Source organism: Kitasatospora sp. NPDC101176 (genome assembly GCF_044768035.1).
GTDB lineage: Bacteria > Actinomycetota > Actinomycetes > Streptomycetales > Streptomycetaceae > Kitasatospora.
This window is the reverse complement of the sequence record NZ_JBIWPA010000003.1, coordinates 482,080-506,507: the sequence shown is the minus strand read 5'-3', so window position 1 is coordinate 506,507 and position 24,428 is coordinate 482,080. Positions and strand designations below refer to the sequence as shown.

The following is a 24,428-nucleotide window of genomic DNA, read 5'->3' as shown; positions in this document are numbered from 1 at the left end:
CGTGACCGTGCTCGACGAACGCGTCGCCGCCCCGCCCGCCGTCCGCGGGCCGGGCCCGGGCGGCCGGCGCGCCCCGCGGAACCTGCACCCGCTGGCGTGGTGGGCGTGGGCGCTGGCCCTGGCGACGGCGGCCAGCCGCACCACCAACCCGCTGCTGCTCCTGCTCGTCCTCGCCGTGCTCGGCTACGTGGTGACCGCCCGCCGCACCGAGGCCCCGTGGGCCCGCGGGTTCACCTACTACCTGTGGGTGGCCCTGACGGTGGTGGCGATCCGGGTGGTCTTCCGGTGCGTCTTCGCCACCGGCATCACCCCGCACGACCACCTGCTCCTCTCGCTCCCGCACATCCCCACGCCCGCCTGGTACGCCGGCATCGAGATCGGCGGCCCGGTCTCGCTGGAGGCCACGCTCTCGGCGGCCTTCGACGGGCTGCGGCTGGCCTGCCTGATCTGCTGCATCGGCGCGGCGAACACCCTCGCCAACCCCAAGCGGGCCCTGCGGGTGCTGCCGGGCGCCCTCTACGAGCTGGGCGTCGCCGTGACGGTCTCGCTGAGCGTCGCGCCGCAGCTGGTGCAGAGCGTCCAACGCGTCGCCCGGGCGCGGCGCCTGCGCGCCGGACGGACCAAGGGCGTCCGCGCGTTGCGCAGCGTCGTCGTGCCCGTCCTGGAGGACGCGCTGGAACGCTCGCTCCGTCTGGCCGCGGCCATGGACTCGCGCGGCTACGGCCGCTCCGGCACGGCCTCGCGCCGCTCCCGCCGACTCACCGGCGCCCTGATGCTGCTCGGCATGTGCGGCCTGTGCGCCGGGGTGTACGGGCTCCTGGACGGCACGGCTCCCGCCGCGCTCGGGCTGCCGGCCTTCCTCGCGGGTGCCGTTCTCTGCGTGGCCGGCCTGCTGCTCGGCGGCCGGCGGGTGCGGCGCACCACGTACCGGCCGGACCGGTGGCGGGCCGCCGAATGGGGCGTCGCCGGCTGCGGGGTGGCCGCCGCCGTCCTGCTGTTCGCCACGGTGGGCTACGACGCCACCGACCTCAACCCCTCCCTCTACCCGCTGACCTGGCCGACGCTGCCGCTCGTCCCCGTGCTCGCCCTGCTGCTGGCGGGCGCCGCCGGGATCGTCTCGCCGCCGCCCGGCCGGACCCCCGAGCCGGCCGGCGACCGGCGCGGGGCCGGCACCACCCGCGGCACCGGTACCGACCGCACGACCCCCGAGGTGAGCACGTGATCCGATTCGACCAGGTCGGCGTGGTGTACGACGGCGGGAGCGAGCCCGTCCTGCGCGACGTCGACCTGCACGTCCCGGAGGGCGAGCTCTGCCTGGTGGTCGGGCGCACCGGCGCCGGCAAGTCCACCTTGCTCGGCGCCGTCAACGGTCTCGTGCCGCACTTCACCGGCGGCACCCTGCGCGGCCGGGTCACGGTGGACGGCCGGGACACCGCGCACCACCCGCCGCGCGAACTCGCCGACGTGGTCGGCGTGGTCGGGCAGGATCCGCTGGCCGGCTTCACCACCGACACGGTGGAGGAGGAACTCGCCTACGTCATGGAGCAGTTGGGGATTCCGCCGGAGGTCATGCGCAAACGCGTCGAGGAGACCCTCGACCTGCTCGGCTTGGCCGACCTGCGCCACCGCGCCCTGTACGAGCTGTCCGGCGGGCAGCAGCAGCGCGTCGCCATCGGCTCCGTGCTCACCGCGCACCCGCGCGTCCTGGTGCTGGACGAACCGACCTCCGCGCTGGACCCGACCGCCGCCGAGGAGGTGCTCGCCGCGATCACCCGGCTGGTGCACGACCTCGGCGTCACCGTCCTGCTCGCCGAGCACCGCCTGGAACGGGTCGTCCAGTACGCCGACCGGGTCGCCTACCTGCCCGGCGACGGCACCGTCGTGCACGGCCCGCCCGCCGAGGTGTTCCGGGCGACGGCGATCGCGCCGCCCGTCGTCGACCTCGGCCGACTGGCCGGCTGGCGGCCGCTGCCGCTGTCGGTGCGGGACGCCCGCCGAGCCGCCGCGCCGCTGCGCGAGCGGCTCACCGATCGACCGGTTCCCCCGCCGCGCCGGGCAGCGGTGGCGGGGGAGCCGGTTCTGGAAGCCCGCGGGGTCGTCGTCCGGTACGGTCCGGTGGCCGCCGTGCGGGAGGTCGACCTGACGCTGCGCGCGGGCGAGGTGACGGCGCTGATGGGCCGCAACGGCTCCGGCAAGTCCTCCCTCCTGTGGGCCCTGCAGGGCTCCGGCCCCCGCCACGGCGGCAGCGTCCGGGTCGCCGGAGCCGGGGGCAGGAAGGCCGAGGACCCCAAGCGCCTGTCCGCGGCCCGGGCCCGGCAGTTGGTCGGACTCGTCCCGCAGACCCCCACCGACCTGCTCTACCTGGAGACGGTCGCCCAGGAGCTCGCCCAGAGCGACCTCGAAGCCGACCGTGCGGGCGGGCCGACCGCGCGGCGGATCCTCGACCGCCTGGCCCCGGGGATCCCGGACGAGACCCACCCCAGGGACCTGTCGGAGGGGCAGAAGCTGGCGCTCGTCCTGGCGATCCAACTGGCCGCCGCACCGCGGGTGGTGCTGCTGGACGAACCCACCCGGGGGCTGGACTACCAGGCGAAGGAGGCGCTCACCGGCATCGTGGACGCCCTCGCCGCCGAGGGGCTGACCGTCGTCGTCTCCACCCACGACGTCGAGTTCGTCGCCCGCGCCGCCGACCGCGTCGTGGTGATGGCGGAGGGCGAGGTCGTCGCCGACGGGCCGACCGCCGAGGTCATCGTCGCCTCTCCCGCCTTCGCCCCCCAGACCGCCAAGATCCTGGCGCCCCTGGCCTATCTGACGACACGTCAGGTCGCCGAGGCGCTCGCACCCGCGGGGTCCGCCCGATGACCGCCCTGCGGATCCCCGGCCGGGCCCGGATCGTCATCGCCCTGGCCGCCTTCATCGGCCTGGTCGCCTTCACCTGGCCGTTCGTCGTCGCCCCCGGAACGTTCGGCTCCACCTACGCGCCGCCGCTCATCTTCGGCGCCCTGCTCGTGCTGGTGCTCGCGGTCGTCATCGCCGAGATCTCGGCTGGCGGCATCGACGCCAAGGCGCTCGCCATGCTCGGCGTGCTGTCCGCCGTCAACGCCGGGCTGCGCCCGCTCGGCGCCGGGACGGCCGGCGTGGAGACGGTGTTCTTCGTGCTCGTCCTGGCCGGCCGGGTCTTCGGCCCCGGCTTCGGCTTCACCCTCGGCTGCACCTCGCTGTTCGCCTCCGCCCTGCTCACCGGCGGGGTCGGCCCCTGGATGCCGTACCAGATGTTCGGCTGCGCCTTCGTCGGCATGCTCGCCGGACTGCTGCCGAGGGCCCGGCGGCGCTGGGAGGTGCCGGTGCTGGCCGCGTACGGGGCCTTCTCCGGCTACCTGTTCGGGTTCCTGCTCAACCTCTCCTTCTGGCCGTTCTCCACCGACCCGAACAGCTCCATCGCCTACCTGCCGGGCCTGCCCTTCACCGAGCAGTGGCACCGCTACCTGCTGTTCGACCTGGCCACCTCGCTCGGCTGGGACACCGGCCGCGCCGTGACCACCTTCACCGCCGTCCTCGTCGTCGGCCCGGCCGTCCTGACCGTCTTCCGCCGCGCCGCCCGCCGCGCCAACTTCGAACCCACCGTGCGCTTCGAGGCCCCGGCCGCCCCCGGGACCCCGGCCGCGGCGCCCGCCGGGGTGCCGCCCTCCTGAGACGGCCGAGCCGGTGCTCCGGAACGGCCGGACGCCCCGGGAGACGCGCGGGCGGCGCGTTTCCCGGGGCGGCGGGCGGTGGGCGTGCGGGCCGGTCAGGCGGCCCGGTGGGTGTGGAACCCGCGGCCGGTCTTGCGGCCGAGCAGGCCGGCCTCGACCATGCGGGAGAGCAGCGGCGGCGGCGCGTACAACGGCTCCTTGTACTCCTCGTACAGGGAGCGGGCGATCGCCTCGACGGTGTCCAGGCCGATCAGGTCGGCGAGGGCGAGGGGGCCCATGGGGTGGGCGCAGCCCTGCACCATGCCGGCGTCGATGTCCTCGGGGCTGGCGTGTCCGGCCTCGGCCATCCGGATCGCGGAGAGCAGGTAGGGCACCAGCAGGGCGTTGACGACGAAGCCGGCGCGGTCCCGGGAGTGGACGACGCGCTTGCCGAGGACGTCCGTGGCGAAGGCCTCCACCCGGCCGACCACGGCGGGGTCGGTGTGCAGGGAGGTGACCAGCTCGACGAGCGGCATCACCGGCGCCGGGTTGAAGAAGTGCAGGCCCAGGACGTGGGAGGCCCGCCCGGTGGTGATGCCCAGCCGGGTGACCGGGATGGCGGAGGTGTTGGTGGCCAGGACGGCGTCCTCGTCGACGAGGACCTTGTCGAGGGTGCGGAGCACCTCGGCCTTGACGTCCTCGTGCTCGACGACCGCCTCGACGACCAGCTGACGGTCGGCCAGGGTCTCCAGGTCGTCGGCGAACAGCAGGTGCGCCCAGGCGTCGGTGCGCTGCTGCTCGCTGATCCGGCCGCGGTCGACGGCGCGGTGCAGGGAGCGGTCGATGCGGGTGCGGGCGGCGCGCAGGGCGGCCGGGCCGTTCTCGCAGACGATGGTGTCGAGCCCGGCGCGGGCGAGGACCTCGGCGATGCCGGAGCCCATCTGCCCGGCGCCGACCACGGCGACCCGTCGGATCTCGTTCATGTCAGTGCCTCCGTGCTGGGGCGGTTCAGGCCGCCGTGCGGATTCGGACGAGGTGGCGGGCGTAGGCGTCGGTGGTGAGGAAGGGCGGCAGTTCGGCGCCGAGGGCGGTCTCCTCCAGGATCCGCACGGCGTCGTCCACCGGCGCCGGGTCGGCGCCCTCGGCGAGCAGCGTGCTGCGCTCCCGGTCGATGAGCCGCCGCACCAGGTCGGGGGTGGCGAGGGAGCCGCCGGTGAGGCGGGTGCAGTGGTGCTGCCACTGCCAGAGCTGGCAGCGGGCGATCTCGGCGGTGGCGACGTCCTCCATCAGCCCGAACACGGCGACGGCGCCGGAGCCGTTCAGCCAGGCGACCAGGTAGCGCAGGGCGACGGCGACGTTGGAGCGCAGGCCCTGTTCGGTGGGCAGGCCGGCCGTGAGCCGCTGGACGCCGAGCAGGTCGGCGGCGGTGACCTCGACGTCCTCGCGGGTGCGGTCGAGCTGGTTCGGGCGGTCGCCGAGGACGGCGTCGAAGGCGGTCCGGCAGGTGTCGACCAGGCCGGGGTGGGCGACCCAGGAGCCGTCGAAGCCGTCCCCGGCCTCGCGCTCCTTGTCGGCGCGGACCTTGGTCAGCGCCGACTCGTTGGCGGCGGGGTCGCGCTGGGGGATCGCGGCGGCCATGCCGCCGATGGCGTGGGCGCCGCGCCGGTGGCAGGTACGCACCAGCAAGTCGGTGTAGGCGCGCATGAACGGCTGGGTCATGGTGAGGGTGGCGCGGTCGGGCAGGACGTAGCGCGGGCCGTGCTGGGCGAAGTTCTTGATCAGGCTGAACAGGTAGTCCCACCGGCCGGCGTTCAACCCGGCGGCGTGCTCGCGCAGTTCGTGGAGGATCTCGTCCATCTCGAAGGCGGCGGTGATGGTCTCGATCAGGACGGTGGCCCGGACCGTCCCGTGCGGGATGCCCGACTCGGCCTGGGCGAGGGTGAAGACGTCGTTCCAGAGCCGGGCTTCGAGGTGGTTCTCCAGCTTCGGCAGGTAGAAGTAGGGGCCGCTGCCGCGCTCGATCTGCCGCTTTCCGCAGTGGAAGAGGTAGAGGCCGAAGTCGACCAGGGCGCCGACCGCGGGGCGGCCGTCGATCAGCAGGTGCTGCTCGTCCAGGTGCCAGCCGCGCGGGCGGACCACGATGGTGGCGGGCGTGTCGCCGATCCGGTACCGCCGGCCGTCGGGGGTGGTCTCGTCGATCCGGCGCTCGATCGCGTCGATCAGGTTGAGCTGCCCGGAGACCAGGTTGTGCCAGGTGGGCGAGGTGGCGTCCTCGAAGTCGGCCAGCCACACCTCCGCGCCGGAGTTGAGCGCGTTGACGGTCATCCGGCGCTCGGGCGGGCCGGTGATCTCCACCCGGCGGTCCTCGAGGCCGGGCCCGGCGCCGGCCACCCGCCAGCCGAGGTCCTCGCGGACGGCGCGGGTCTCCGGGAGGAAGTCCAGGGTGCCGCCGGCGGCCAGCGCGGCGGCGCGGCGCCCGCGCTCGGCGAGCAGTTCGGCGCGGCGGCCGGCGAACCGGTCGTGCAGGCGGGCGAGGAAGGCGAGCGCCTCGGGGGTGAGGACCTCCTCGAAGCGGTCCTCGTGGGCGCCGAGGATCTCGATGCGGCTGGGCAGGCTCATCCGGTTCTCCAGGAAGGTGGGCCCGGGGCCTCGTCCCTCAACGAGGCCCCGGGCGGGGGGTGGAAGGCGGCCCGTCCCCAACGGGACCACCGGGGTGGCTCAGTGGAACTGCTCGGCCTCGGTGGAGCCGGTCAGCGCGAGGGTCTCGGCGTTCGGGTTGAGCGCGGTGGACACCAGGTCGAAGTACCCGGTGCCGACCTCGCGCTGGTGCTTGACCGCGGTGTAGCCGTCCGGCACGGCCGCGAACTCGGCCTCCTGCAGGTCGACGTAGGCCGTCATGCCGTGTTCGGCGTAGCCGCGGGCGAGCTGGAACATCGAGTGGTTGAGCGCGTGGAAGCCGGCCAGTGTGATGAACTGGAAGCGGTAGCCCATCGCGCCCAGCTCCCGCTGGAACTTGGCGATCTGGTCGTCGTCCAGGGCCGCCTTCCAGTTGAAGGAGGGCGAGCAGTTGTAGGCCAGCATCGTGTCCGGGTACTCCGCCTTGAGCGCCTCGGCGAACTCGCGGGCCTGGGCGAGGTCCGGGGTGCCGGTCTCCACCCAGACGAGGTCCGCGTACGGGGCGAAGGCGAGGCCGCGGGAGATCACCGGCGCCATGCCGGGCTCGACCCGGTAGAAGCCCTCGGCGGTCCGCTCGCCGGTGCAGAAGCGGGCGTCGCGCTCGTCCACGTCGCTGGTGAGCAGGTTGGCGGCGAGGGCGTCGGTGCGGGCCACGATGACGGTGGGCACGTCGGCGATGTCCGCGGCTAGCCGGGCCGAGTTGAGGGTGCGGACGTGCTGGGCGGTGGGCACGAGCACCTTGCCGCCGAGGTGGCCGCACTTCTTCTCGGAGGCGAGCTGGTCCTCGTAGTGGATGCCGGCGGCGCCGGCCTCGATCATGCCCTTGGTGAGCTCGAAGGCGTTCAGCGGGCCGCCGAACCCGGCCTCCGCGTCGGCGACGATCGGCACCAGCCAGTCCGGGCCGTCGTTGCCCTCGGCGGCGTCGATCCCGTCGGCGCGCAGCAGCGCGTTGTTGATCCTGCGCACCACCTGCGGAACCGAGTTGGCCGGGTAGAGGCTCTGGTCGGGGTAGGTCTGCCCGGCCTGGTTGGCGTCGGCCGCGACCTGCCATCCGGACAGGTAGATCGCCTGCAGCCCGGCCTTCACCATCTGCACGGCCTGACCGCCGGTCAGCGCGCCGAGCGCGTGGACGTAGTCCTGCTCGTGCAGCTGCTTCCACAGGCGCTCGGCGCCGCGCCGGGCCAGCGTGTGCTCCTCGCGGACGGTGCCCGACAGGCGCACCACGTCGGCCGCCGTGTAGGTGCGCTCGATGCCGGCCCACCGCGGGTCGGACGCCCACCGGGCGGTCAGCGCCGCCGCCTGCTGCTCCTGCTGCTGCCGGACGGACGTCGTCATGGTCTGCTCCCGAGAGTGCTCGTTGCGAAGGGTGTGAGGCACCTCACCGCACGGGGTGGGTGGGCGGCCGGGTGGTGCCGGGCGGCGGTGTGACACCGCGGGACGTGGTCGCCCGGACAGCGGCGGGAATCAGGCTGACCTGGCCGTTCACCGCTGTCCTGTGTGCCTCCCGGCCGCACCACCGACTCTGGCAGCTCGCGCCGTGGCCGTCACCGCTGGACGGGTGCCACGTTCTGCGAACCTTCCACGGCGAATCCGCGAAGTCTGCGAAGGCCCGGGCGGAGGCTCCCGGGCTAGGCTGCCCCCACCCGGTCCGCGCCCCACCCGGTCGGCGGGCGGGTTCGTGGAGGGAGAGCGGCACCATGGGAAAGGCCTTCGCCGGCGCCCGGCTCCGCCGGCTGCGGGAGGAGCGCGGGCTCAGCCAGGCCGCGACGGCCCGGCTGATCGACCTGTCACCCAGCTACCTCAACCAGCTGGAGCACGACGCCCGCCCGCTCACCGTCCCCGTGCTGCTGCGGCTCACCGAGGCCTTCGGCGTCGAGGTCGGCTACTTCGCCCCACCGGACAGTGCCCGGCTCACCGCGGAACTCCGCGACGCCCTGGGGGAGGAGCTCACGGCCGGGCGGGTCACCGCCGGGGACCTCGACGAACTGGCCGCGCGACTGCCCTCCGTGGCACGGCTGTTGACCGACCTGGGGCGCGGCCGCCGGGCCGTCGCCGAGCAGCTCGCCGTCCTGGCGGGGGAGCGCGGCCCGGCGCCCGACGGGCTGACGCCGCACGAGCAGGTCCGCGAGTTCTTCTACCGCCGCCAGAACTACGTCCACGAACTCGACGTCGCGGCGGAGGAGTTGGCGGCCGGGATCCGGCTGCGGCGCGGCGGCGTGCGGGAGGTGCTGGCAGAGCGACTGGCCGGCGGGCACGGCGTACGGATCGCCACCGGCGGCGAGCAGCTCCACCAGTACGACCCGGACGCCCGGATCCTGCGGCTGTCGGACCGGCTGCGCCCCGGCCAGCAGGCCTTCCGGATGGCCACCCAGCTCGCCTACCTGGAACACGACCAGCTGCTGTCCGAACTGGCCGCCCAGGACAGCCCGGAGGCCTCCACCGCCTGGTCGCTCACCCGGATCGGCCTGGCCAACTACTTCGCCGCCGCGCTGGTCCTGCCGTACGCCGCCTTCCACGCCGAGGCGGAGTCGGCCCGGTACGACATCGAGCACCTCGCCGACCACTTCGGGGTCGGCTACGAGACCGTCTGCCACCGGCTCAGCACCCTCCAGCGGCCGCGGCTGCGCGGGGTGCCGTTCTCCTTCGTCCGGGTCGACCGGGCCGGGAACGTCTCGAAGCGGCAGTCCGCGACGCCGTTCCACTTCTCCCGCACCGGCGGCACCTGCCCGCTGTGGAACGTCTACGAGGCCTTCGCGGCGCCCGGCCGGGTGCACGTCCAGGTCGCCGCGATGCCCGACGGCCGGCGCTACCTGTGGACGGCCCGGGCCGTCACCCGCTCGCCCGGGGGCTGGGGCCGGCCCGGCAAGACCTTCGCCATCGGCCTCGGCTGCGAGATCCGGCACGCCTCCCGGCTGGTCTACTCGGCCGGCCTCGACCTCACCGACGAGAGCGCCGCGACCCCGATCGGCCTGGGCTGCAAGGTCTGTGAACGCCCGGCCTGCCCGCAGCGCGCCGCGCCCGCCATCGGGTGGCCGCTGGCGGTCGACGAGCACACCAGCAGCTTCGTGCCGTACCGCGCCGTGACGCCGTGAGGCGGCGCGCCCTGCCCGCGGGGTCTAGACCCCGGCCTGGACCCCCGTCCGGCGTCCGAGCGCGAGGCGGAGGATCAGCCGCCAGTCCGCGGGGGCGGCGGGCGGCGGGGCCCCGGGGCGGTGCCGCGGCACCCGGACGCGCAGGGCGCCGGGGCGGATCTCGCAGACCACCGGGGTCGGCAGCACCACCGCCTCGCCGTCGACGCCCACCGGGACGGTCGCGGCGTCGGCGGTGACGGTGACCCGCCCGGCCGTCAGCAGGCTCACCGCCGGGGACCGGGCCCCGCGCAGCGCGAGGTCCGCGGCCTGGGCGGCGCCGTCCACCCGCAGGCCGAGGACGCCCAGCGCCCCGCCGTCGAGCCGGGGCCGGCGGCCCGCGCCGAGGGGGTCCGCGCCCGCGTACGGGTTGTTGCTCACCAGCAGTGCCTGCGGGTTGTCCAGCCGGGTGGCGCCGGCGACGGCCGCCAGCCGCGGCCCGGTGCTGCCGAGCAGCAGGTCGGGCAGCGCGCCCAGTGCGGTGCTCGCCTTGGCGTCGCGGTACTCCGGGCTCTGCACGATCTGTGCGTAGACCCCGAACGAGACCGTGTTGACGAAGGGCCGGTCCGCCACCCGGCCGAGGTCCACCGTCAGCTCGACCCCGTCCGTCAGCGCGTCGAGGCAGGTCGACGGGTCGTCGCGGTCGAGGAGCAGGTCCATCGCGAAGTGGTTGCGGGTGCCGGCGGAGACCACCATGAACGGCACTCCGCGCTCCGCCGCGACGTCGGCCACCAGCGCCTGGGTGCCGTCGCCGCCCGCGACGCCCAGCAGGTCCGCCCCGTCGGCGACCGCCCGGCGGGCCAGCGCGGCGACGTCCTGGTGCTGCGCGGTGTCCAGGAGCACCACCCGTGCACCGAGCGCCTCCGCCTTCCGCACCAGGTCGAAGCGGCCGACCTTGCCGCCGCCGGACTTCGGGTTCATGATCAGCACCGGGTGCGCCGGCGGCGGGCTCTCCCGGGTCCGCATGCCGTGCGCGGGCCGCACCTCGCGCATCACGCCCCGCGCGCAGAGCAGCGCGGCGCCCCACAGCACCAGCCCGCCGAAGGCGTCGAGCCACAGGCCGTGCGCCGTGTAGAGGGCGAACACGCAGAGCGGCGCGGCGACGGCCAGCACCAGACCGAGCATCCGCAGCGCCCGCCGGTGCGCGACCGCCCACCACACGCCCACCGCCGCCAGGGCCAGCCCCACCACGCCGGTCGCCAGCACGACCAGACCCCCGGCCGGTGTCGCGACGAGCACGACCAGGGCCGCGACCGCCGCGAGCACCGCGATCCGGGCGAGGAGCGTGGCCCGTGCCTGCCTGCTGCTCATGCCGACCTCCTGCGCGCCATCCCCCCATCCTCCCGGCGCGTCGCCGTCCCGGCGCGCCGGGCCCACCCGAACGTGCTACCGGGTGCCGGGTGCCGGGTGCCGGGTGCCGGGTGCCGACCGCCGGGGTGCCGCGGACGGGAGGGCGCGGCCGTGGTGCCCCGTGGGGCCGGCACCCGCCCCGCTCCGCCCCCGGTCGTGTCCGGGCGGCGCCGGCGGGGCGCCTATGCTGGCGGCCATGATCGAGTTCCCCGGCTTCGCCACCCTGCTGGCCCGCCTGCTGGACCACCGCGGTCTGGCGCCCGCCGACCTGGCCGGGCAGGCCGGGGCCGCCGAGCCCGAGGTGGCCGCGCTCCTCGCCGGCGCCGGGCCCGATCCGGTGCTGCTGCGCCGGCTCGCGCCCGCGCTCGGCCTGGACGCCGCCGACCTCTTCGAGCTCGCCGCCCTCCCGCTGCCGGAGGACCTCGCCCCGGCCGGCGGCATGGCCACCACGTCGATCACCGGCGTGATGCGCTTCGCCCTCGCGCTGCCGCCCGAGGCGCGGGCCGAACTCCGTTCCCACGTGGCGGGGTTGCCGTCCGCTCGGCAGCGCGGACGGATCGAGGGCCTGCCCGCCTCCGTGCCGTACCGGCACACGCCGGGGAACGTGCTGATGCGGATGGTCGCCACCCGCAACCTCGGCTGGAACGGCACGGCGAAGGCCGTCCAGCTGCTGACCGGGCGGTCCCGGATGGCCACCGTCTACGGCCGGATCGCCGCCGACCAGGCCGAGTTGACCCCGGACCTGGTCGCCGACCTCGCGGTCGTCCTGGCCCTGCCTGCGGCGGACCTCGCCGCGCTCCTCGGCCTCCCGCTGCCCGAGGACGCGCCGGCGCCGGGCGGGGCCGTCCGGGACACCGCCCTGCTGCTCCGGGACCTCCGGCGGCTGGGCGTCGAGCAGTTGCGCGAGGCCGAGGACCTGGCCAGGTCCCTGCCGCCCGCCTGAGCCCCGGGCGCAGGGGCCGGGCGGCGGTCAGAGGCCGAAGCGGGCGCGGTGGGTGGCGGGGACGAGGTCGGCGTACTCGGGGTGCTTGGTGATCCACCCGCGGATGAAGGGGCAGTAGGGCAGGACGGCGAGCTGCTGGTCGCGGGCGGCGTCGAGGGCGGCGCGGGCGAGTCGGCTGCCGAGTCCGCGGCCCTCGAAGCGGGGGTCGATCTCGGTGTGGATGAAGGCGATCTCGTCGCCGGAGCGGTGGTACTCGGCGAAGCCGGCGAGCTCGCCGTCGTCGGTGATCTCGAACCGGGACTGCGCGGCGTTGTCGGTGACGGACTGCTCCATGGTTCCTCCTCGGGTGCGGCTGACCGCCTGGTCGGTGCCCCTTGATTATAGTTGAAGAATCAACATTTGTCGCCGTCGACCAGCCGGAAGGCCAGACAGACCACCTCGGTGTCGTCCTCGACCACGCTGCCCAGGCGGCCCCAGTAGCGGCGGTGACCGGCGCGCCAGTCGTCCAGCGAGGTGAAGCCCTCGCCCTCGGCCCGGGCATGCTCCCAGGCCACCGCCGCGAAGGACGTCACCTCTATGCCGGTGATCTCGATGACGGCGACGGGCCGCCCCCGGACGTCCAGCAGCGCCAGCCGCTCACCCGGGTGCTCCAGGTCCTCGGCCTGCGCGGCGTAGTCCGCCAGCAGCCCGGTGGTGGTCGTCTTCCTCCCCTCCAGCACCAGCGCGTTCAGCTCGACCCGCATCCCGTCCGGCGTACCCAGCTCCATCGAACGCATGCCGTTCACCCGCGGCCACATCGTCGATCCACTCCTCTCCGGCGACCCTGCGGACGGATCGTCACGCCCCGACGATAGGAGCAGCGGACCACCGCGACCGGCAGGATCCGCCGGACGGGCCCGGCCGTTCACGGCAGCCGGTGCCATGAGCCCCGGGCGCCGCCCGAGAATTCACGGGAATACCCGACGGGGTTCGGGGCAAGCGAACGGCGTCCACAGCCGCCACCGATCGGGAGGTCGTTCACGTGGTTCCCCTGCTTCTCGTTCTCCTCCTCGCCCTCATCCTTTTCGGTGCCGGATTCGCCATCAAGGTCCTCTGGTGGATCGCCGTCGCCGTCCTGGTGATCTGGCTGCTGGGTTTCGTCGCGCGCGGCACGAGCGCCTCCGGCAGTCGCGGCCGCTGGTACCGATGGTGACCCGGCACCGCAACCTCCGCCCGGGAACTGACGGACGGGAATTCCGGGCAGCCGCGATCCTGCGGAACGTGCCGGCCCGGCCCGTCGGCGAGGAATCGAAGCGCGGGCCCGGTGCCCGCGGACGGAAGGGAAGGACGACACCATGAACCTGCTGGACGGCAACACCACCGCCACCGGCGTTTCGACGACCGCGGACGCCCTCCGCAGCGGGGCGGTCACCGCCGTCGGCCGCGGACGACGGATGGCCTCACAAGCCGCGCAAACCGTCCGGCCCGGGCTGGCCGCGGCCGGGCGCACCACACGATCGGCCGTCCGCACCGGCCTCCGCACGGCCCGGCAGTCGATGCCCGGTGGGCGGCACGGCGCCCGCGCCGGGCTCGCCGCCCCCGCCGCGAAGGTCTCGCCCGCGGCCCGCAGCGGCGTGGTGGCGGCAGCAGCCGCCGCGGCCGTCGTCGGCCTCGTGGTGTGGCGCCGACGGAGCTGACGGGCCCGGCGGCGCAACCGGGGGCCGACGAACCCGGGAAGGGAAACACTCCGCGGGGAGGTCCGGGATTTCCCCGCGGGAATCCGATGGACCGGTGGGTTCCCGATTCCGGGAACCCACTCGGGAGGGGGAACCACGGGCATGCTCGGCCGGATCGACGACCATCAACGGCGGTTCCGCGAGCCGGCGGCCGGACAGGGCGACGGCGAGGGCGGCTCCGGTGCCGGCCACGACGCGGGCGCCGCCGGCGACCGCGGCCACGCGACGGAGCCACGGTCCTGACACCGGCCGCGGACCTGCCGGAACCCCCGGCGCTCCAGGACGGCTACCGCGTACCCGCGGGCACCTCCGGTGCGGGGGACGGCAGCTGCCGGGCGAGGAGAGCGCCGAGGCGCTCCGGCTCGACGGTGCCGCGCTTGGGCAGGACGGTGAGGCAGGACGCATTCCTGTCACCACTGAGCAGCACGAAGAGGTGCGGCGTCTCCAGGTAGCGGGGCGCTGCCTGCCACGTCAGGGTGCTGGTGGAGTGCCGGTTGGCCACGGTCACCCCGCCGTGGTCGACCACGGCCCGGAACTCGCCCTTGTCGGAGGTCAGCCGGTGGAACTGGCGCGCCTGCAGCAGAGGCACCCCGAACACGACGAAGACGGTGGCGCCCGCCATGGTGACGAGAGGCTCGCTGACGCTCGCCCGGCCCGCCAGCACCAGGACCGCTCCGACCAGGCAGAGGGCGAGGACGGCGTACATCAGCCACCGCATCCGCCGCCCCGACGGGGTGGCCCGCGCCCGCGCAGTCAGCGCTTCGCGGAAGTCCTGGACGGTCAGCGTGTAGGCGAGTTCGGCCTGCTCCGCCTCTCCGCCCCGCTCGGCCTGCTCCGTCGGCGTGTGCTGCGCGTCCTGCGCGTCGTCCATGGTTCCCCTCCGGTGATCCACTTATGGCGCGCGGATCGTAGCAGCCGCGACCCGCGCGGCGCGCGCGTGATTCCTCCAGGTCAGAGCGCCACAACCGCGGCCGGGGCCACCACCCGGAGGTGGCCCCGGCCGCGGACCGACGTCGGGGGGCTTCCCCGTGCGACGGCGCCCCTGGGACGCCGCTGTCGACGGTGCGGCAGGCACACCCTCCAGCTGCCAGGACCAGTGGCGCTCGAACGCTCCGGGGAGGCGGGTGGTGTCGGACATGACGGCTCCTTCCGAGCGGACGGTTGTTTCCGCCCGCTCGTCTGTCGCGATTCGCCCGGTGCATGCCCGTCCGGGTCGGTGGGGCCCGCGCCGGAATCGGCCCGGGGAGGGGTGGTCCGGTTGTTCGGCGTTTTTGTTCAATGACCGAGGGCCGAACCAGAACAACCCCGGTGCGCTACATCTGTAGCGCACGCCCCACCCGTGACGTGCGACGGACCAGGGCCGCAACAGCGCCGAACCCCGGGAGAGTTCACCAGATGACGACGCTCTGCATCGCGAACAACCGCACCGAGGAAATGGTCGGCGACCTCACCGGGATGGAGCGGCTGGAGCAGCTGTTCGCCGGTTGCGGGGCCCAGCGGATGCTCTGGTGGGCCGAGGACGGCGACGTGCTGGTGCTGCCCTGGGGGCCCGACCCCGAGTACCTGGCGTACGTCACGGGGCTGACCGGCGTGCGCGCCGGGAGCCTGACCTTCGTGGTGCCGCCGCCGGGCGCCCAGGGGGACCAGGTGCTCACCACGGACCGCCTGACGCACCCGGACTTCCGGGCCGAGCTGCGCCGGGCCCTGGACGGGCGCACCCTCGACCGGGTGCTGGCGATCTCGCCGAACGGGGCCGTGGCCGAGCTGGCGGCGGCGCTCGGCGCGGCGCACGCGATGCCGGGGCAGGCCTTCGCCCTGCAGGGCGGCAACGCCATCGTCAACAGCAAGGCCGGGTTCCGGGCGCTGGCCGCCGGCGCCGGGGTGCCGATCCCGCCCGGGACGGTCGCCGGCTCGCCGGCCGAGGTCGAGGCCGCCGTCGAGGGACTGCTGGCGCAGGGGCACAGCGTGATGGTGAAGGTCGAGTACCAGGCGGGCGGCTTCGGCAACGAGATCCTCAGCCGGGACGAACGGGTCGACCCGGCGGGCGCGGAGCGGGTCGTGCCGCTGCCGGACCGGGCCGCGGTGGCCGGCTACGTCGCGCAGCGCTGGGAGTGGCTCACCGGCGGGCGCGGGCAGCGGGTCGTGGTGGAACGGTTCTTCGCCGACTCCGCGCCGCTGTACGCCCAGTTCGACCTGGACGACGAGGCCGTGGTGCTGGCCGGCTGCGGCGAGATGGTGATGCAGCCGGTGGTGATCGGCGAGATCACCCCGCCGGTCACCCCGGACCCCGCGACGCTGGCCGAACTGGTCGACCAGGGAGCCCGGTTGTGCGAGTCGCTGCGGACGATCGGCTACCGGGGCACGGTCAGCGCGGACGCCGTGCTGACGCCCAAGGGCGAGATCTACTTCCACGAGACCAACGGGCGGCTCACCGGCTCCAGCCACCTGCACGACGCCTACGTCGGCCGCCTGCTGCGCCCGGAGCACCGCGGCTCGCGCTACCTGCTGGAGCTGGCGGGGCTGAAGGTGCCGTCCTTCGCCGGGGCGGTGGCCGCGATCGGGGACGCCGGGCTGGCCTTCGACGCGCGGACCGGCACCGGCGTGGTGTACAGCTGCGACTTCGCCCCGGCGGACGGCTCGGTGATGTACTGCGTGATCGCCGAGGACCCGGAGGCCGCCCGCACCCTCGAGGCGCGGCTGCTCGCGCTGTTCGCGGCGTGAGCCGGGTGGACGGGGTGGACGAGGCGGACCGGGTGGACCGGGTGGACCGGGTGAACCCCGACGGCCCAGGGAGCGCCGAGAGCACCGCGAGCGGCGAGCACGAGGAGCACGACGCGCGCCCCGCGGCCCCCGGCGGGATGCGTGCGGCGGTGATCCACCGCTACGGCGGGCCCGAGGAGTTCCGCACCGAGACCCTGCCGGAACCGGTGGCCGGCCCCGGCCAGGCGCTGGTCGACGTCACCCTGGCCGGGCTCAACTACGCCGACCTGCACTGCCGCACCGGCGAGTACGCGCGCTACCCGCTGCCGGCGGTGCTCGGAGCGGACGTGGTGGGCCGGCGGCGCCGGGACGGCCGGCGGGTCGCCGCACTGCTGCGCGAGGGCGGCGGGTACGCCCGCGTCGCCCGCGTCGAGGAGGCGTTCACCGTCGAGGTGCCGGACGCCGTCGGGGACGCGCAGGCGCTGGCCCTGCTGGAACAGGGCGCGACGGCCTACGGCGCGCTGACCCTGCTGGGCCGGCTGCGCCCGGGCGAGACCGTCGCCGTGACGGCGGCGGCCGGCGGGGTCGGGCACCTGGTGGTGCAGCTCGCGAAGGAGCTGGGGGCGGGCCGGGTGGTCGGTCTCGCCTCCACGCCGGCCAAGCGGGAGTTCGTCCGCTCGCTGGGCGCGGACCGGGCCCTGGACCCGGCGGACCCCGGGCTGCCCGAGCAGCTCGCCGAGTCGGGCGGGGTGGACCTGTTCGTGGACCTGGTCGGCGGGCCGCTGCTGCGCACCGGCTTCGACCGGCTGGCGCCGTTCGGCCGGGTGCTGTCGGTCGGTGCGCGGGGTGGCCCGGAGGAGAGCTTCGCGGTGGACGAGCTGGCGGACCGCTCGGCGGGGGTGCTGGCGTTCTGGCTCGAGCACGTCCTGGCGGACCGGGTGCTGTTCGCCGGCATCGCCGAGCGGCTGTTCGGGCTCGCCGAGCAGGGGCGCCTGGTGGCGCGGATCGACCGCACGGTGCCCCTGACCGGTGTCGCCGGGGCGCACCGGGCGCTGGCCGCGCGGGAGACGGTGGGCAAGGTGCTGGTGGACGTGCACCGGGAGGGCTGAGGGCTCGGCGGCGCGCCCGCCGGGTCGCCGCGGGCCGGGCCCGGCACGGATCTCCGTGCCGGGCCCGGCGCCTCTGCGTCCGACCGCGTCCGACCGCGAGCGGAAGGCCCGGCCCGTCGCCCTGCGGGGCTCAGTACCCGGCGGCCTCGTCCAGGCCGTGGCCGCGCAGCGGCACCAGGAAGCTGCGCTCGAAGACCACCACGACCTCGCCGGTCGACTTCGTCCCGGTGGTGCGGCAGCTGACGATGCCCTGTCCGGGACGGCTGCCGGAGAGCCGGGTGGCGAGGGTCTCGGTCTCCGCGTAGAGGGTGTCGCCGGTGAACACCGGGTTGGTCATGCGGATGTTCTCCCAGCCGAGGTTGGCGATGGTGCGCCCGCTGGTGGAGCGGGCGGTCATCCCGCCGACGATGCTGAGCGTCACCAGGCTGGAGACGATCGGGCGCTTCCACGGCGTGTGCTCGCTGTAGGCGGCGTCGATGTGCAGCGGGGCGTCGTTCATGCTCAGCATGCTCATCAGGACGTTGTCCAGCTCGGTGACGGTCCGCCCGGGGCGGTGCTCGACCACCTCGCCGACCGTGAACTCCTCGTAGTAGCGCCCGACCACCTCGCGGTAGCGGTGCTCGCCGATCCGCCGGTACCCGGCGAACTCGGATCCGTCCATGGTGGGTCTCCCGGGTTCTAGAGGTCGGCGGTGAGTTCCTTGACGTGGCCGGCGAACTCGCGGATCAGCCGCTCGTCCATGTCGGCGCGCATCATCAGGCGCAGGCCGGCCTCGCCCTTGGGCACGATCGGGAAGAAGACCGCCGAGCTGTAGAAGCCGCGCTCGAAGAGCTGGGCGGACAGCTTGACGGCCTGGTCGGCGTCGCCGACGTCGACCCGGCGCACCGGCAGGCCGTTGCCCGCGAAGGTGGTCGGCAGAAGCGCGTCGAAGAGGTCGATGTTGCGGTTCAACCGGGCCTGGAGATCGGCCAGTTCGGGGGATCGGTGGATGGACGCGGCGCCCAGTGAGGCGCCGACCAGCGGCAGCGCGACGTTCTGCGACCACCCGACCGGTCCGGCGTGCCGGTGCAGGAACTCGAACTGCTGGCGGTTGCCGAGCATCGCGACGCCGCCGCCGGTGCCGAAGCCCTTGCCGAGGCTCGCCACGATCACCGTGAGCGGGTTCATCTCCAGCCGGGAGCGGACGAAGCCCTCACCGCGCTCGCCCATGATGGAGAGCGAGTGGGAGTCGTCGATGTAGAGGAACAGCCCGTAGCGGTCCTGGAGTTCGAGCAGGCCGTCGAGGGCCGCGGCGCCGCCCATGGAGTAGGCGCCGTCGGCCACGTAGGCGACCCGTGGGTACGTGCGGCAGATGTCCTCGAGGTAGTTCAGGTCGTTGTGCGGGCAGGTCAGCACCATCGACTCGTCGGCGCAGATCGGCTTCACGTACGCCATGCAGAAGTGGCAGAAGCGGTCGAAGACCATCACCCGGGGGCCGCCGCCGCCCTGACAGGTGCCGTCCAGGTGGCCGGAGGCGATCAGCGGCAGGATGCCGGCGGTGAGCGAGGTGCAGGACGCGCCGGGCAGGATGTGCGCGCCGAACAGCTCGCCGAGCTCCTCCTCCAGGCGCACCAGCAGGTTGTGCCGGATCCGGGTGGTGGAGGTGACCAGCCACGTGCTGCGGGACTCGGCGAGCGCGTCCACCGCGCCGGCCGCGACGGTCGGGTGGTTGTTCAGGCCCAGGTAGGCGCAGGAGACCATGTTGGCGAACTCGTGGCCGGTCTCGCGGACGATCAGCCGGTTGTTGGACTCCGAGTCCACCGTGATGCCGATCAGGCCGTGGGCGGCGGCCGCCTGCCAGACCGGGTCGGCGGTGGCGAGCATGGCCTCGGCGTTGCGGTAGCGGCGCGGGCCCAGGATCGATTCTTCGGTCATCGTCACTTCTCCGTCGGGTGGTTCGGGTGGCTCGGGTGTCGGCCGCGCTCGGCGCGGTCCTGCGGATGGTGCGGTGAGCGGGGCCCGGCCGGGGGCGTCCGCCCGGTCGGGGCGCGTCGTGGGGTCGGGGTGGGTCGTCCGGCCGGGGCGCGTCGTGCGGTCAGGGTGAGTCGTCCGGTCAGAGCGGGCCGTCCGGCCGGGGCGGGTCGAACTCCTCGATCAGCCGCTGCGAGGCCTCGAAGAACGGCATGCCGACCATCACCCCGTCCACCACGGTGACCGAGCGGCCGTTCTCCCGGCCCGCCGCGACCACCCGGCGGGCGTGCGCGAGCAGTTCCTCGCCGGGGCTGAAGGTCTCGTTGATCAGCGGGAGCTGGCTCGGGTGCACGGCGATCTTTCCGCTGAAGCCGAAGTCCCGGGCCAGCCCGGCCTCCTGGCGCAGCCCGGCCAGGTCGGCGACGGCGAAGAACGGGGCGTCCATCGCCTCCACCCCGGCGGCTCGGGCACTGTTGACCACCCGGGCGCGGGCGTGCGCCAGGGCCGGCCAGGAACGGCTGGCACCGACCGCGAAGGCGTAGTCGGCCGATCCGAAGACCAGCCCGCGCAGCCGGTGCCCGGCGGCCGCGATGGCGGTGGCGTTCTCGATGCCCAGCGGCGTCTCCACGACGGCGAGGAACGCCGTGTCCGGGCAGTCCGCGCCGAGCGCGCCGGCCGCGATCTCGACGTCCCGGGCGGACTCCACCATCGGGATCAGCACGATGTCCGGCTTGACCCGGTACCGGGTGATGGCGATCAGGTCGCGCAGACCGTCGGGCCCGGAAAGGGTGTTGATGCGGACCGCGCTGCGCGCGAGCTTGGTGGACGGGAGGGTGAAGAACTCCTCGGCCAGCCGGCGGGCCTCCTCCTTCCGGGTGGGTGGGACCGAATCCTCCAGGTCGACCATGGCGATGTCGGCCCCGGACTGGTGGCTCTTGGTATACCGCTCCACCGCCATCGCGGGTGTGGACAGGAGGGAACGGCAGTACCGCGTGAACTTCATGGATGTCTCCGAAGTCAGCGAAGGCTGCGGGTCCCGGTTCTATCCCACCGCCATTGTTCGGCGCCGCAGGGCTGGACATTGAACATCAACTCGGAACAACCGACCCGCAGGCACCATTGTTCGGCGCCAACCGCCCTGTGCATGATGAATCACGGGGGATGGACAGGAGACACGCGTGAGACGCGTGGGCGCGCAAATGTGGTCAGGACACCGCTTCAACGGAGAAGGGGGCCGTAGTGCCGCGTCGGGAGAGTCCACTGGACCCTGGGGACGGACCGCTGCTGCGGTTCGCGGGTGATCTGCGAGCCCTGCGGGAGCGGGCCGGGAGCCCGCCGTACCGTCAACTCGCCGTTCGGGCGCACTGTTCGGCGGCCAGTCTGTCGGTGGCCGCGGGAGGCCGCCGGCTGCCCAGTCTCGCCGTCACCCTCGCCTACGTGCAGGCCTGCGGCGGGGACGTGCGGGAGTGGCAGCACCGCTGGCAGCTGCTCGCCGCCGAGATCGCCGCCGACACGGCCGCCCGCCGGCGCGCCCAGGACGCCGGGCGGGCCCCCTATCCGGGTGCGGCGGCGTTCGAGGCGGCCGACGTCGAGCGGTTCTTCGGGCGCGAGGTGCTGCTCGACCGCCTGGTGGGGCTGCTCGACGAACGGCGGCTGGTGGTCGTCACCGGTCCGTCCGGCGTGGGCAAGTCCTCGCTGGTCAGGGCCGGCCTGCTGGCGCGGCTCGGGGTGCCGGCCGGGTCCGGCGCCGGGGCGGTCCGCGCCGGTGGGCCTGGGTCCGGCGGGCCCCCGGGCCAGGCGGCCGCGCCGGGCCGGGGCGGGGCGGCGGTCCGGCCGGTGCCCGGTTCCGGGGCGCCGGTGGCGCTGCTGTCACCCGGCGACCGGCCGATGGAGGCGTTCGCGCTCGCGCTCGCCCGGCTCGGGCAGCGGGTCGGGGAGGCGGCGCGCGGCGGGTCCGGGCCGGCTGGCGGGGATCCGGTGCTGGTGGTCGACCAGGGGGAGCAGTTGCACACCCGGTGCCGGGACCCCCGGGAGCGGGCCCGGTTCCTGGACGCCCTGGTGGCGACGGCCGCGGGCGCCCCGTCGGAGGCGCTGACCGGTCTGCCGGTCGAGCCGCCGGCGCGCTGCCGGGTGGTGCTGGTGGTCCGCTCGGACCGCAGCGCCGCGCTGTTCGCCGAGCACCCCGGGCTGGCCGGCGCCGGTCGGCACGCGGTGCTGGCGGTCGGGCGTCCGGCACCGGACGAGCTGCGCCGGGCGATCACCGAACCGGCGTTACGGGCGGGCTGCACCGTCGAGGGCGCGCTGCTGGCCGTCCTGATCTCGGCCGCCGCTCAGCAGCCGGGTGCGCTCCCGCTGCTGTCGGCGGCCCTGCTGGAGACCTGGCGGCGGCGCAGCGGCAACGCCCTGACCCTGGCCGGGTTCCAGGCCACCGGGGGGTTCGAGGGCGCGTTGGCCCGGACGGCGGAGGCCCTGTTCAACGGGCTGGACGCGGCGGACCGGGGGCGGGCGCGGGCGGTGTTCCTGCGGCTGGGGGTGGAGCTGCTGAGCGGGGTGGAGGCCGCGCCCGTCGGCGGAGCGGTGCAGGCGGGGGCGCCGGCTCCGGTGGACGGGCTGCTCCCGGCGGGCGGGCCGGCCCTGGGCAGCGGGATCACCTCCGGCGGCGAGTTCGTGCCGGGCGGTGGGTTCGGCCCCGGTGGCGGGTTCACCGCGGGAAGCGGGTTCACCACTGGCGGATCCGCGGCAGGAGGCGGGTTCGCGCCAGGAGCAGGGGTCGGGTTCGCGCCAGGGGGCGGATTCGCCGGCACCGGCGGGTTCGTCTCCGGTGGGTTCGTCTCCGGTGGGTTCGCCTCCGGTGGCGAGACGACGAGCAGGCGGCCCGTCCGCCGGGCCGAGTTCGACGACCCCGGAGTGCCGGAGGTGCTGGAACGGCTGGTCCGCGCACGGCTCGTGGTGGTCGACCGGGACACCGTCGAGCTGTCCCACCACGCGCTCCCGCAGGCGTGGCCCAGGCTGCGCGGATGGCTGGCCGAGGGCCGGGAGGCGCTCGGCGAACAGCGCAGACTCACGGCGGCCGCGCGCGGGTGGGCGGCCGCCGACCGGGACCCGGAACTGCTCTACCGCGGCGTGCGCCTGGAGGAGGCCCGGCGGCGGATGGCGGCCGGCGAGCTGGCCCCGGCCGGGGTGGAACGCGCCTTCCTGGCGGCCTCGGCGCTGGCGGCGGCCAACGACCGGCGCCGGGCGCAGCGCCAGAACCTCGCGGTCGCCGGGTTCGCGGCGGCCGGTGGAGCGCTGCTGGCGCTGGCGGGTGGCAGCCGGATCCGGCGGGCCTGGCGGTGGTGACGGCGGCGGCGCACCCCGGCCCCGCCCCGGCCGGCTCCGGGCGGGCCCCGTCCGGGCGTTGATCGGCCTCGGGGCGGGGAGAGCTGAACAACCGCCCCGATCAAACGACGGGCGGTCGCGGCGGCGCGGGGGCGGCGATCACGTCCTTGCGCCGCCGTCGGCCCGGCCGGTAGCTTGACGGTCGATCCCGGGCCCGTCGAACGGTGACTTCGGCTGCCCGATCGACGATTTCCCGTTCCGCCGTGGTCGGCCGGAGGCGTTCCGGCGATCGGTCCGGACCGATTCCGCGACCGGCCCGACCGGTTCGGCTCCCTGCGCCGCGGCCGGCCCGCGCCGTGCGGCGCCCGGCCGACTTCGCCGTCGCGCCGCCGGTGGTCGCGTCGCGTCGTCCACCGGCGGCGCGGAATCCCGCCGTTCTCCTCCGTACCCGCCGTATCCCGCTTTTTCGCACCGCATTCCGTGGTCCCCGTCGCTCGTCGCCGTTCCCGGCGTTCCCGCGTTCCCGCCGCTTTCGCCGCTTTCGTGCTGCTCGTCGTTCCGCCGTTTCCGCGTTCCGTTTCCCGAAACCCGTGTCAAGGGGGAGTCATGTCCAATTCGGCCCGTCCGGTCCACAGTTGGGACGAGTTCAGCACGCTGCGCGAGGTGGTGGTCGGCAGCGCGGTCGGCGCCCGGCTGCCCGAGCAGTCCGAGCCGTCCTCGTGGCTGTCCTGCTTCCCGAAGACCAGCGCCGCCGACCTCGCCTCGATCGAGGTCGGCCCCTACTCGCAGCAGGTCGTCGAGGAGACCGAGGAGGACCTGGACGCCCTGGTGGCCACCCTGCGCGGTCTCGGCGTCACCGTCCACCAGCCCGAAGTCATCGACCACGCGGCCGCGTTCGCCTCCCCCTACTGGGCGACCGACGGTGGCTTCCACTCCTACTGCCCGCGCGACCTGACGCTCGTGATCGGCGAGACGGTGATCGAGGTGGCCAGCCCGATGCGGCAGCGCTACTTCGAGGTCTTCGGACTGCGCGGCCTCTTCCAGGACTACCTGCGCCGCGGCGCCCGCTGGCTGGCAGCCCCCCGCCCGCAGCTCAGGGACGAGCTGTTCGAGTACGACGCCGACGGGCTGCCGCTGCTCGGTGAGGCCGAGCCGGTCTTCGACGCCGCGAACGTGCTGCGGCTCGGCCGGGACGTGTTCTACCAGGTCTCCCGCAGCGGCAACGAACTGGGCCTGCAGTGGCTGGAGTCGACGCTCGGACTGCTCGGCGACGGCGGCCTGCGGCTGCACCCGCTGCGCGACATCTACGGCTACACCCACATCGACAGCACCATCGCGCTGCTGCGCCCGGGGCTGGTGCTGCTCAACCCGGAGCGGGTCACCCCGGAGACCGTGCCGGCCCCGCTGCGGACCTGGGACATCCTGTGGTGCCCGCCGGCCGAGCCCACCGGGGAGGCGCCCGAGCACTCGCTGAGCGAGAGCTGGATCAGCATGAACCTGCTGATGGTCTCCCCGGACACGGCGATCGTGGAGTCGGGTCAGGAGAGCCTGATCAAGCTGCTGGAGCACGCGGGCATCACGGTGCTGCCGCACCGGCTGCGGCACTCGCGGGTGCTGGGCGGCGGCTTCCACTGCGTGACCCTGGACATCCGGCGGGACGGCGGGCTGGAGGACTACCTGTCCTGACCCGGACGGCACAGACGGCGGGGACGGCGGGACGGTACGGACGCCGGGGCGGGGGGTGAGCGGGCGGCGGGGGGGGGGGGGGGGGGGCCGGGCCCCCCCCCCCCCCCCCCAGGTAACGTAAAACAAAAGCCATAGTGGGGCGGAACGCCGGGCCGGACAGAAAAGGAAATAGGTAGTAGCGG

Annotated in this window: 22 protein-coding genes; 12 read left to right on the top strand and 10 right to left on the bottom strand. The window is 74.8% G+C overall.

Annotated elements, in window-relative coordinates:
• Position 1: 1 nt before the first annotated feature.
• From ACIRS1_RS07650 to ACIRS1_RS07640, 3 genes are read left to right on the top strand one after another with little or no spacing between them, the layout of a single operon-like run.
• Positions 2–1,222: a CbiQ family ECF transporter T component gene (locus tag ACIRS1_RS07650; protein WP_402837702.1), complete on the top strand. Its 1,221-nt coding sequence runs from the start codon at positions 2–4 to the stop codon at positions 1,220–1,222.
• A complete protein-coding gene (locus ACIRS1_RS07645) occupies positions 1,219–2,862 on the top strand; it encodes an ABC transporter ATP-binding protein (RefSeq protein WP_402837700.1) in 1,644 nt (547 codons plus the stop codon). Before ACIRS1_RS07650 ends, ACIRS1_RS07645 begins: the two co-directional genes overlap by 4 nt.
• Entirely contained in the window at positions 2,859–3,692 is an 834-nt protein-coding gene (locus ACIRS1_RS07640; RefSeq protein ID WP_402837698.1) for an ECF transporter S component, read from the top strand. Before ACIRS1_RS07645 ends, ACIRS1_RS07640 begins: the two co-directional genes overlap by 4 nt.
• A gap of 95 nt (positions 3,693–3,787) precedes the next feature.
• Here the strand turns inward: ACIRS1_RS07640 and ACIRS1_RS07635 are convergent, their stop codons facing one another.
• From ACIRS1_RS07635 to aceA, 3 genes are all read right to left on the bottom strand, one after another.
• Positions 3,788–4,654 carry a 3-hydroxybutyryl-CoA dehydrogenase gene (locus ACIRS1_RS07635; RefSeq protein WP_402837697.1) on the bottom strand — a complete coding sequence of 289 codons (867 nt, stop codon included), beginning with the start codon at positions 4,652–4,654 and terminating at the stop codon, positions 3,788–3,790.
• A gap of 25 nt (positions 4,655–4,679) precedes the next feature.
• A complete protein-coding gene (gene aceB, locus ACIRS1_RS07630; protein WP_402837696.1) occupies positions 4,680–6,290 on the bottom strand; it encodes a malate synthase A in 1,611 nt (536 codons plus the stop codon).
• Between the two features lie 99 nt (positions 6,291–6,389).
• Complete coding sequence (aceA, locus tag ACIRS1_RS07625; RefSeq protein ID WP_402837695.1) at positions 6,390–7,682, bottom strand: isocitrate lyase; 1,293 nt, start codon at positions 7,680–7,682, stop codon at positions 6,390–6,392.
• Positions 7,683–8,044: 362 nt separating this feature from the next.
• On the opposite strand from aceA, the gene ACIRS1_RS07620 reads away from it, so the two are divergent.
• Positions 8,045–9,439 carry a short-chain fatty acyl-CoA regulator family protein gene (locus tag ACIRS1_RS07620; protein ID WP_402837694.1) on the top strand — a complete coding sequence of 465 codons (1,395 nt, stop codon included), beginning with the start codon at positions 8,045–8,047 and terminating at the stop codon, positions 9,437–9,439.
• 24 nt (positions 9,440–9,463) lie between these two features.
• On the opposite strand, the gene ACIRS1_RS07615 is transcribed toward ACIRS1_RS07620, so the two are convergent.
• A complete protein-coding gene (locus tag ACIRS1_RS07615) occupies positions 9,464–10,786 on the bottom strand; it encodes a diacylglycerol/lipid kinase family protein (RefSeq protein WP_402837693.1) in 1,323 nt (440 codons plus the stop codon).
• A gap of 235 nt (positions 10,787–11,021) precedes the next feature.
• Here ACIRS1_RS07615 and ACIRS1_RS07610 point away from each other — a divergent pair, with 235 nt between their 5' ends.
• Complete coding sequence (locus ACIRS1_RS07610; protein ID WP_402837691.1) at positions 11,022–11,768, top strand: hypothetical protein; 747 nt, start codon at positions 11,022–11,024, stop codon at positions 11,766–11,768.
• A gap of 27 nt (positions 11,769–11,795) precedes the next feature.
• Here the strand turns inward: ACIRS1_RS07610 and ACIRS1_RS07605 are convergent, their stop codons facing one another.
• A complete protein-coding gene (locus ACIRS1_RS07605; protein ID WP_402837689.1) occupies positions 11,796–12,101 on the bottom strand; it encodes a GNAT family N-acetyltransferase in 306 nt (101 codons plus the stop codon).
• A 59-nt stretch (positions 12,102–12,160) separates the two neighbouring features.
• The gene (locus ACIRS1_RS07600; RefSeq protein ID WP_360217247.1) at positions 12,161–12,544 is read right to left on the bottom strand and encodes an ASCH domain-containing protein; all 384 of its coding nucleotides are present in this window, start codon (positions 12,542–12,544) and stop codon (positions 12,161–12,163) included.
• 245 nt (positions 12,545–12,789) lie between these two features.
• On the opposite strand from ACIRS1_RS07600, the gene ACIRS1_RS07595 reads away from it, so the two are divergent.
• From ACIRS1_RS07595 to ACIRS1_RS07585, 3 genes are all read left to right on the top strand, one after another.
• A complete protein-coding gene (locus tag ACIRS1_RS07595) occupies positions 12,790–12,960 on the top strand; it encodes a hydrophobic protein (RefSeq protein WP_402837687.1) in 171 nt (56 codons plus the stop codon).
• Between the two features lie 142 nt (positions 12,961–13,102).
• Complete coding sequence (locus ACIRS1_RS07590) at positions 13,103–13,444, top strand: hypothetical protein (RefSeq protein WP_402837686.1); 342 nt, start codon at positions 13,103–13,105, stop codon at positions 13,442–13,444.
• 141 nt (positions 13,445–13,585) lie between these two features.
• On the top strand, positions 13,586–13,726 hold the full coding sequence (locus ACIRS1_RS07585; protein ID WP_402837684.1) for a hypothetical protein: 141 nt from the start codon (positions 13,586–13,588) through the stop codon (positions 13,724–13,726).
• Positions 13,727–13,769: 43 nt separating this feature from the next.
• Here ACIRS1_RS07585 and ACIRS1_RS07580 read toward each other — a convergent pair whose 3' ends face one another.
• Positions 13,770–14,354, bottom strand: coding sequence for a YcxB family protein (locus ACIRS1_RS07580; RefSeq protein WP_402837682.1), 585 nt, complete (start codon positions 14,352–14,354; stop codon positions 13,770–13,772).
• A 524-nt stretch (positions 14,355–14,878) separates the two neighbouring features.
• On the opposite strand from ACIRS1_RS07580, the gene ACIRS1_RS07575 reads away from it, so the two are divergent.
• A complete protein-coding gene (locus tag ACIRS1_RS07575; protein WP_402837680.1) occupies positions 14,879–16,204 on the top strand; it encodes a peptide ligase PGM1-related protein in 1,326 nt (441 codons plus the stop codon).
• The gene (locus tag ACIRS1_RS07570; RefSeq protein ID WP_402837678.1) at positions 16,201–17,292 is read left to right on the top strand and encodes a zinc-binding alcohol dehydrogenase family protein; all 1,092 of its coding nucleotides are present in this window, start codon (positions 16,201–16,203) and stop codon (positions 17,290–17,292) included. Before ACIRS1_RS07575 ends, ACIRS1_RS07570 begins: the two co-directional genes overlap by 4 nt.
• Positions 17,293–17,422: 130 nt before the next feature.
• On the opposite strand, the gene ACIRS1_RS07565 is transcribed toward ACIRS1_RS07570, so the two are convergent.
• The 3 genes from ACIRS1_RS07565 to ACIRS1_RS07555 all read right to left on the bottom strand — a co-directional run bounded on the left by ACIRS1_RS07565 (position 17,423) and on the right by ACIRS1_RS07555 (position 20,245).
• Positions 17,423–17,953, bottom strand: coding sequence for a MaoC family dehydratase (locus tag ACIRS1_RS07565; RefSeq protein ID WP_402837676.1), 531 nt, complete (start codon positions 17,951–17,953; stop codon positions 17,423–17,425).
• A gap of 17 nt (positions 17,954–17,970) precedes the next feature.
• Entirely contained in the window at positions 17,971–19,206 is a 1,236-nt protein-coding gene (locus ACIRS1_RS07560) for an aminotransferase class I/II-fold pyridoxal phosphate-dependent enzyme (protein ID WP_402837674.1), read from the bottom strand.
• A 178-nt stretch (positions 19,207–19,384) separates the two neighbouring features.
• Positions 19,385–20,245: an HpcH/HpaI aldolase/citrate lyase family protein gene (locus ACIRS1_RS07555; protein WP_402837672.1), complete on the bottom strand. Its 861-nt coding sequence runs from the start codon at positions 20,243–20,245 to the stop codon at positions 19,385–19,387.
• 383 nt (positions 20,246–20,628) lie between these two features.
• Between ACIRS1_RS07555 and ACIRS1_RS07550 the strand changes: the two genes are divergently transcribed.
• Together ACIRS1_RS07550 and ACIRS1_RS07545 are read left to right on the top strand one after the other, a co-directional pair.
• The gene (locus tag ACIRS1_RS07550) at positions 20,629–22,581 is read left to right on the top strand and encodes a hypothetical protein (protein WP_402837670.1); all 1,953 of its coding nucleotides are present in this window, start codon (positions 20,629–20,631) and stop codon (positions 22,579–22,581) included.
• A 585-nt stretch (positions 22,582–23,166) separates the two neighbouring features.
• On the top strand, positions 23,167–24,246 hold the full coding sequence (locus tag ACIRS1_RS07545; RefSeq protein WP_402837668.1) for an inosamine-phosphate amidinotransferase 1: 1,080 nt from the start codon (positions 23,167–23,169) through the stop codon (positions 24,244–24,246).
• The last annotated feature ends 182 nt before the right edge of the window (positions 24,247–24,428 follow it).

Bases quoted from the DNA above. Each gene is read 5' to 3' on its own strand.
- ACIRS1_RS07640 (WP_402837698.1), top strand. From the start codon at position 2,859: ATGACCGCCCTGCGGATCCCCGGCCGGGCCCGGATCGTCATCGCCCTG.
- ACIRS1_RS07635 (WP_402837697.1), bottom strand. From the start codon at position 4,654: ATGAACGAGATCCGACGGGTCGCCGTGGTCGGCGCCGGGCAGATGGGC.
- aceB (WP_402837696.1), bottom strand. From the start codon at position 6,290: ATGAGCCTGCCCAGCCGCATCGAGATCCTCGGCGCCCACGAGGACCGC.
- aceA (WP_402837695.1), bottom strand. From the start codon at position 7,682: ATGACGACGTCCGTCCGGCAGCAGCAGGAGCAGCAGGCGGCGGCGCTG.
- ACIRS1_RS07620 (WP_402837694.1), top strand. From the start codon at position 8,045: ATGGGAAAGGCCTTCGCCGGCGCCCGGCTCCGCCGGCTGCGGGAGGAG.
- ACIRS1_RS07615 (WP_402837693.1), bottom strand. From the start codon at position 10,786: ATGAGCAGCAGGCAGGCACGGGCCACGCTCCTCGCCCGGATCGCGGTG.
- ACIRS1_RS07610 (WP_402837691.1), top strand. From the start codon at position 11,022: ATGATCGAGTTCCCCGGCTTCGCCACCCTGCTGGCCCGCCTGCTGGAC.
- ACIRS1_RS07605 (WP_402837689.1), bottom strand. From the start codon at position 12,101: ATGGAGCAGTCCGTCACCGACAACGCCGCGCAGTCCCGGTTCGAGATC.
- ACIRS1_RS07600 (WP_360217247.1), bottom strand. From the start codon at position 12,544: ATGCGTTCGATGGAGCTGGGTACGCCGGACGGGATGCGGGTCGAGCTG.
- ACIRS1_RS07590 (WP_402837686.1), top strand. From the start codon at position 13,103: ATGAACCTGCTGGACGGCAACACCACCGCCACCGGCGTTTCGACGACC.
- ACIRS1_RS07585 (WP_402837684.1), top strand. From the start codon at position 13,586: ATGCTCGGCCGGATCGACGACCATCAACGGCGGTTCCGCGAGCCGGCG.
- ACIRS1_RS07580 (WP_402837682.1), bottom strand. From the start codon at position 14,354: ATGGACGACGCGCAGGACGCGCAGCACACGCCGACGGAGCAGGCCGAG.
- ACIRS1_RS07575 (WP_402837680.1), top strand. From the start codon at position 14,879: ATGACGACGCTCTGCATCGCGAACAACCGCACCGAGGAAATGGTCGGC.
- ACIRS1_RS07565 (WP_402837676.1), bottom strand. From the start codon at position 17,953: ATGGACGGATCCGAGTTCGCCGGGTACCGGCGGATCGGCGAGCACCGC.
- ACIRS1_RS07560 (WP_402837674.1), bottom strand. From the start codon at position 19,206: ATGACCGAAGAATCGATCCTGGGCCCGCGCCGCTACCGCAACGCCGAG.
- ACIRS1_RS07555 (WP_402837672.1), bottom strand. From the start codon at position 20,245: ATGAAGTTCACGCGGTACTGCCGTTCCCTCCTGTCCACACCCGCGATG.
- ACIRS1_RS07545 (WP_402837668.1), top strand. From the start codon at position 23,167: ATGTCCAATTCGGCCCGTCCGGTCCACAGTTGGGACGAGTTCAGCACG.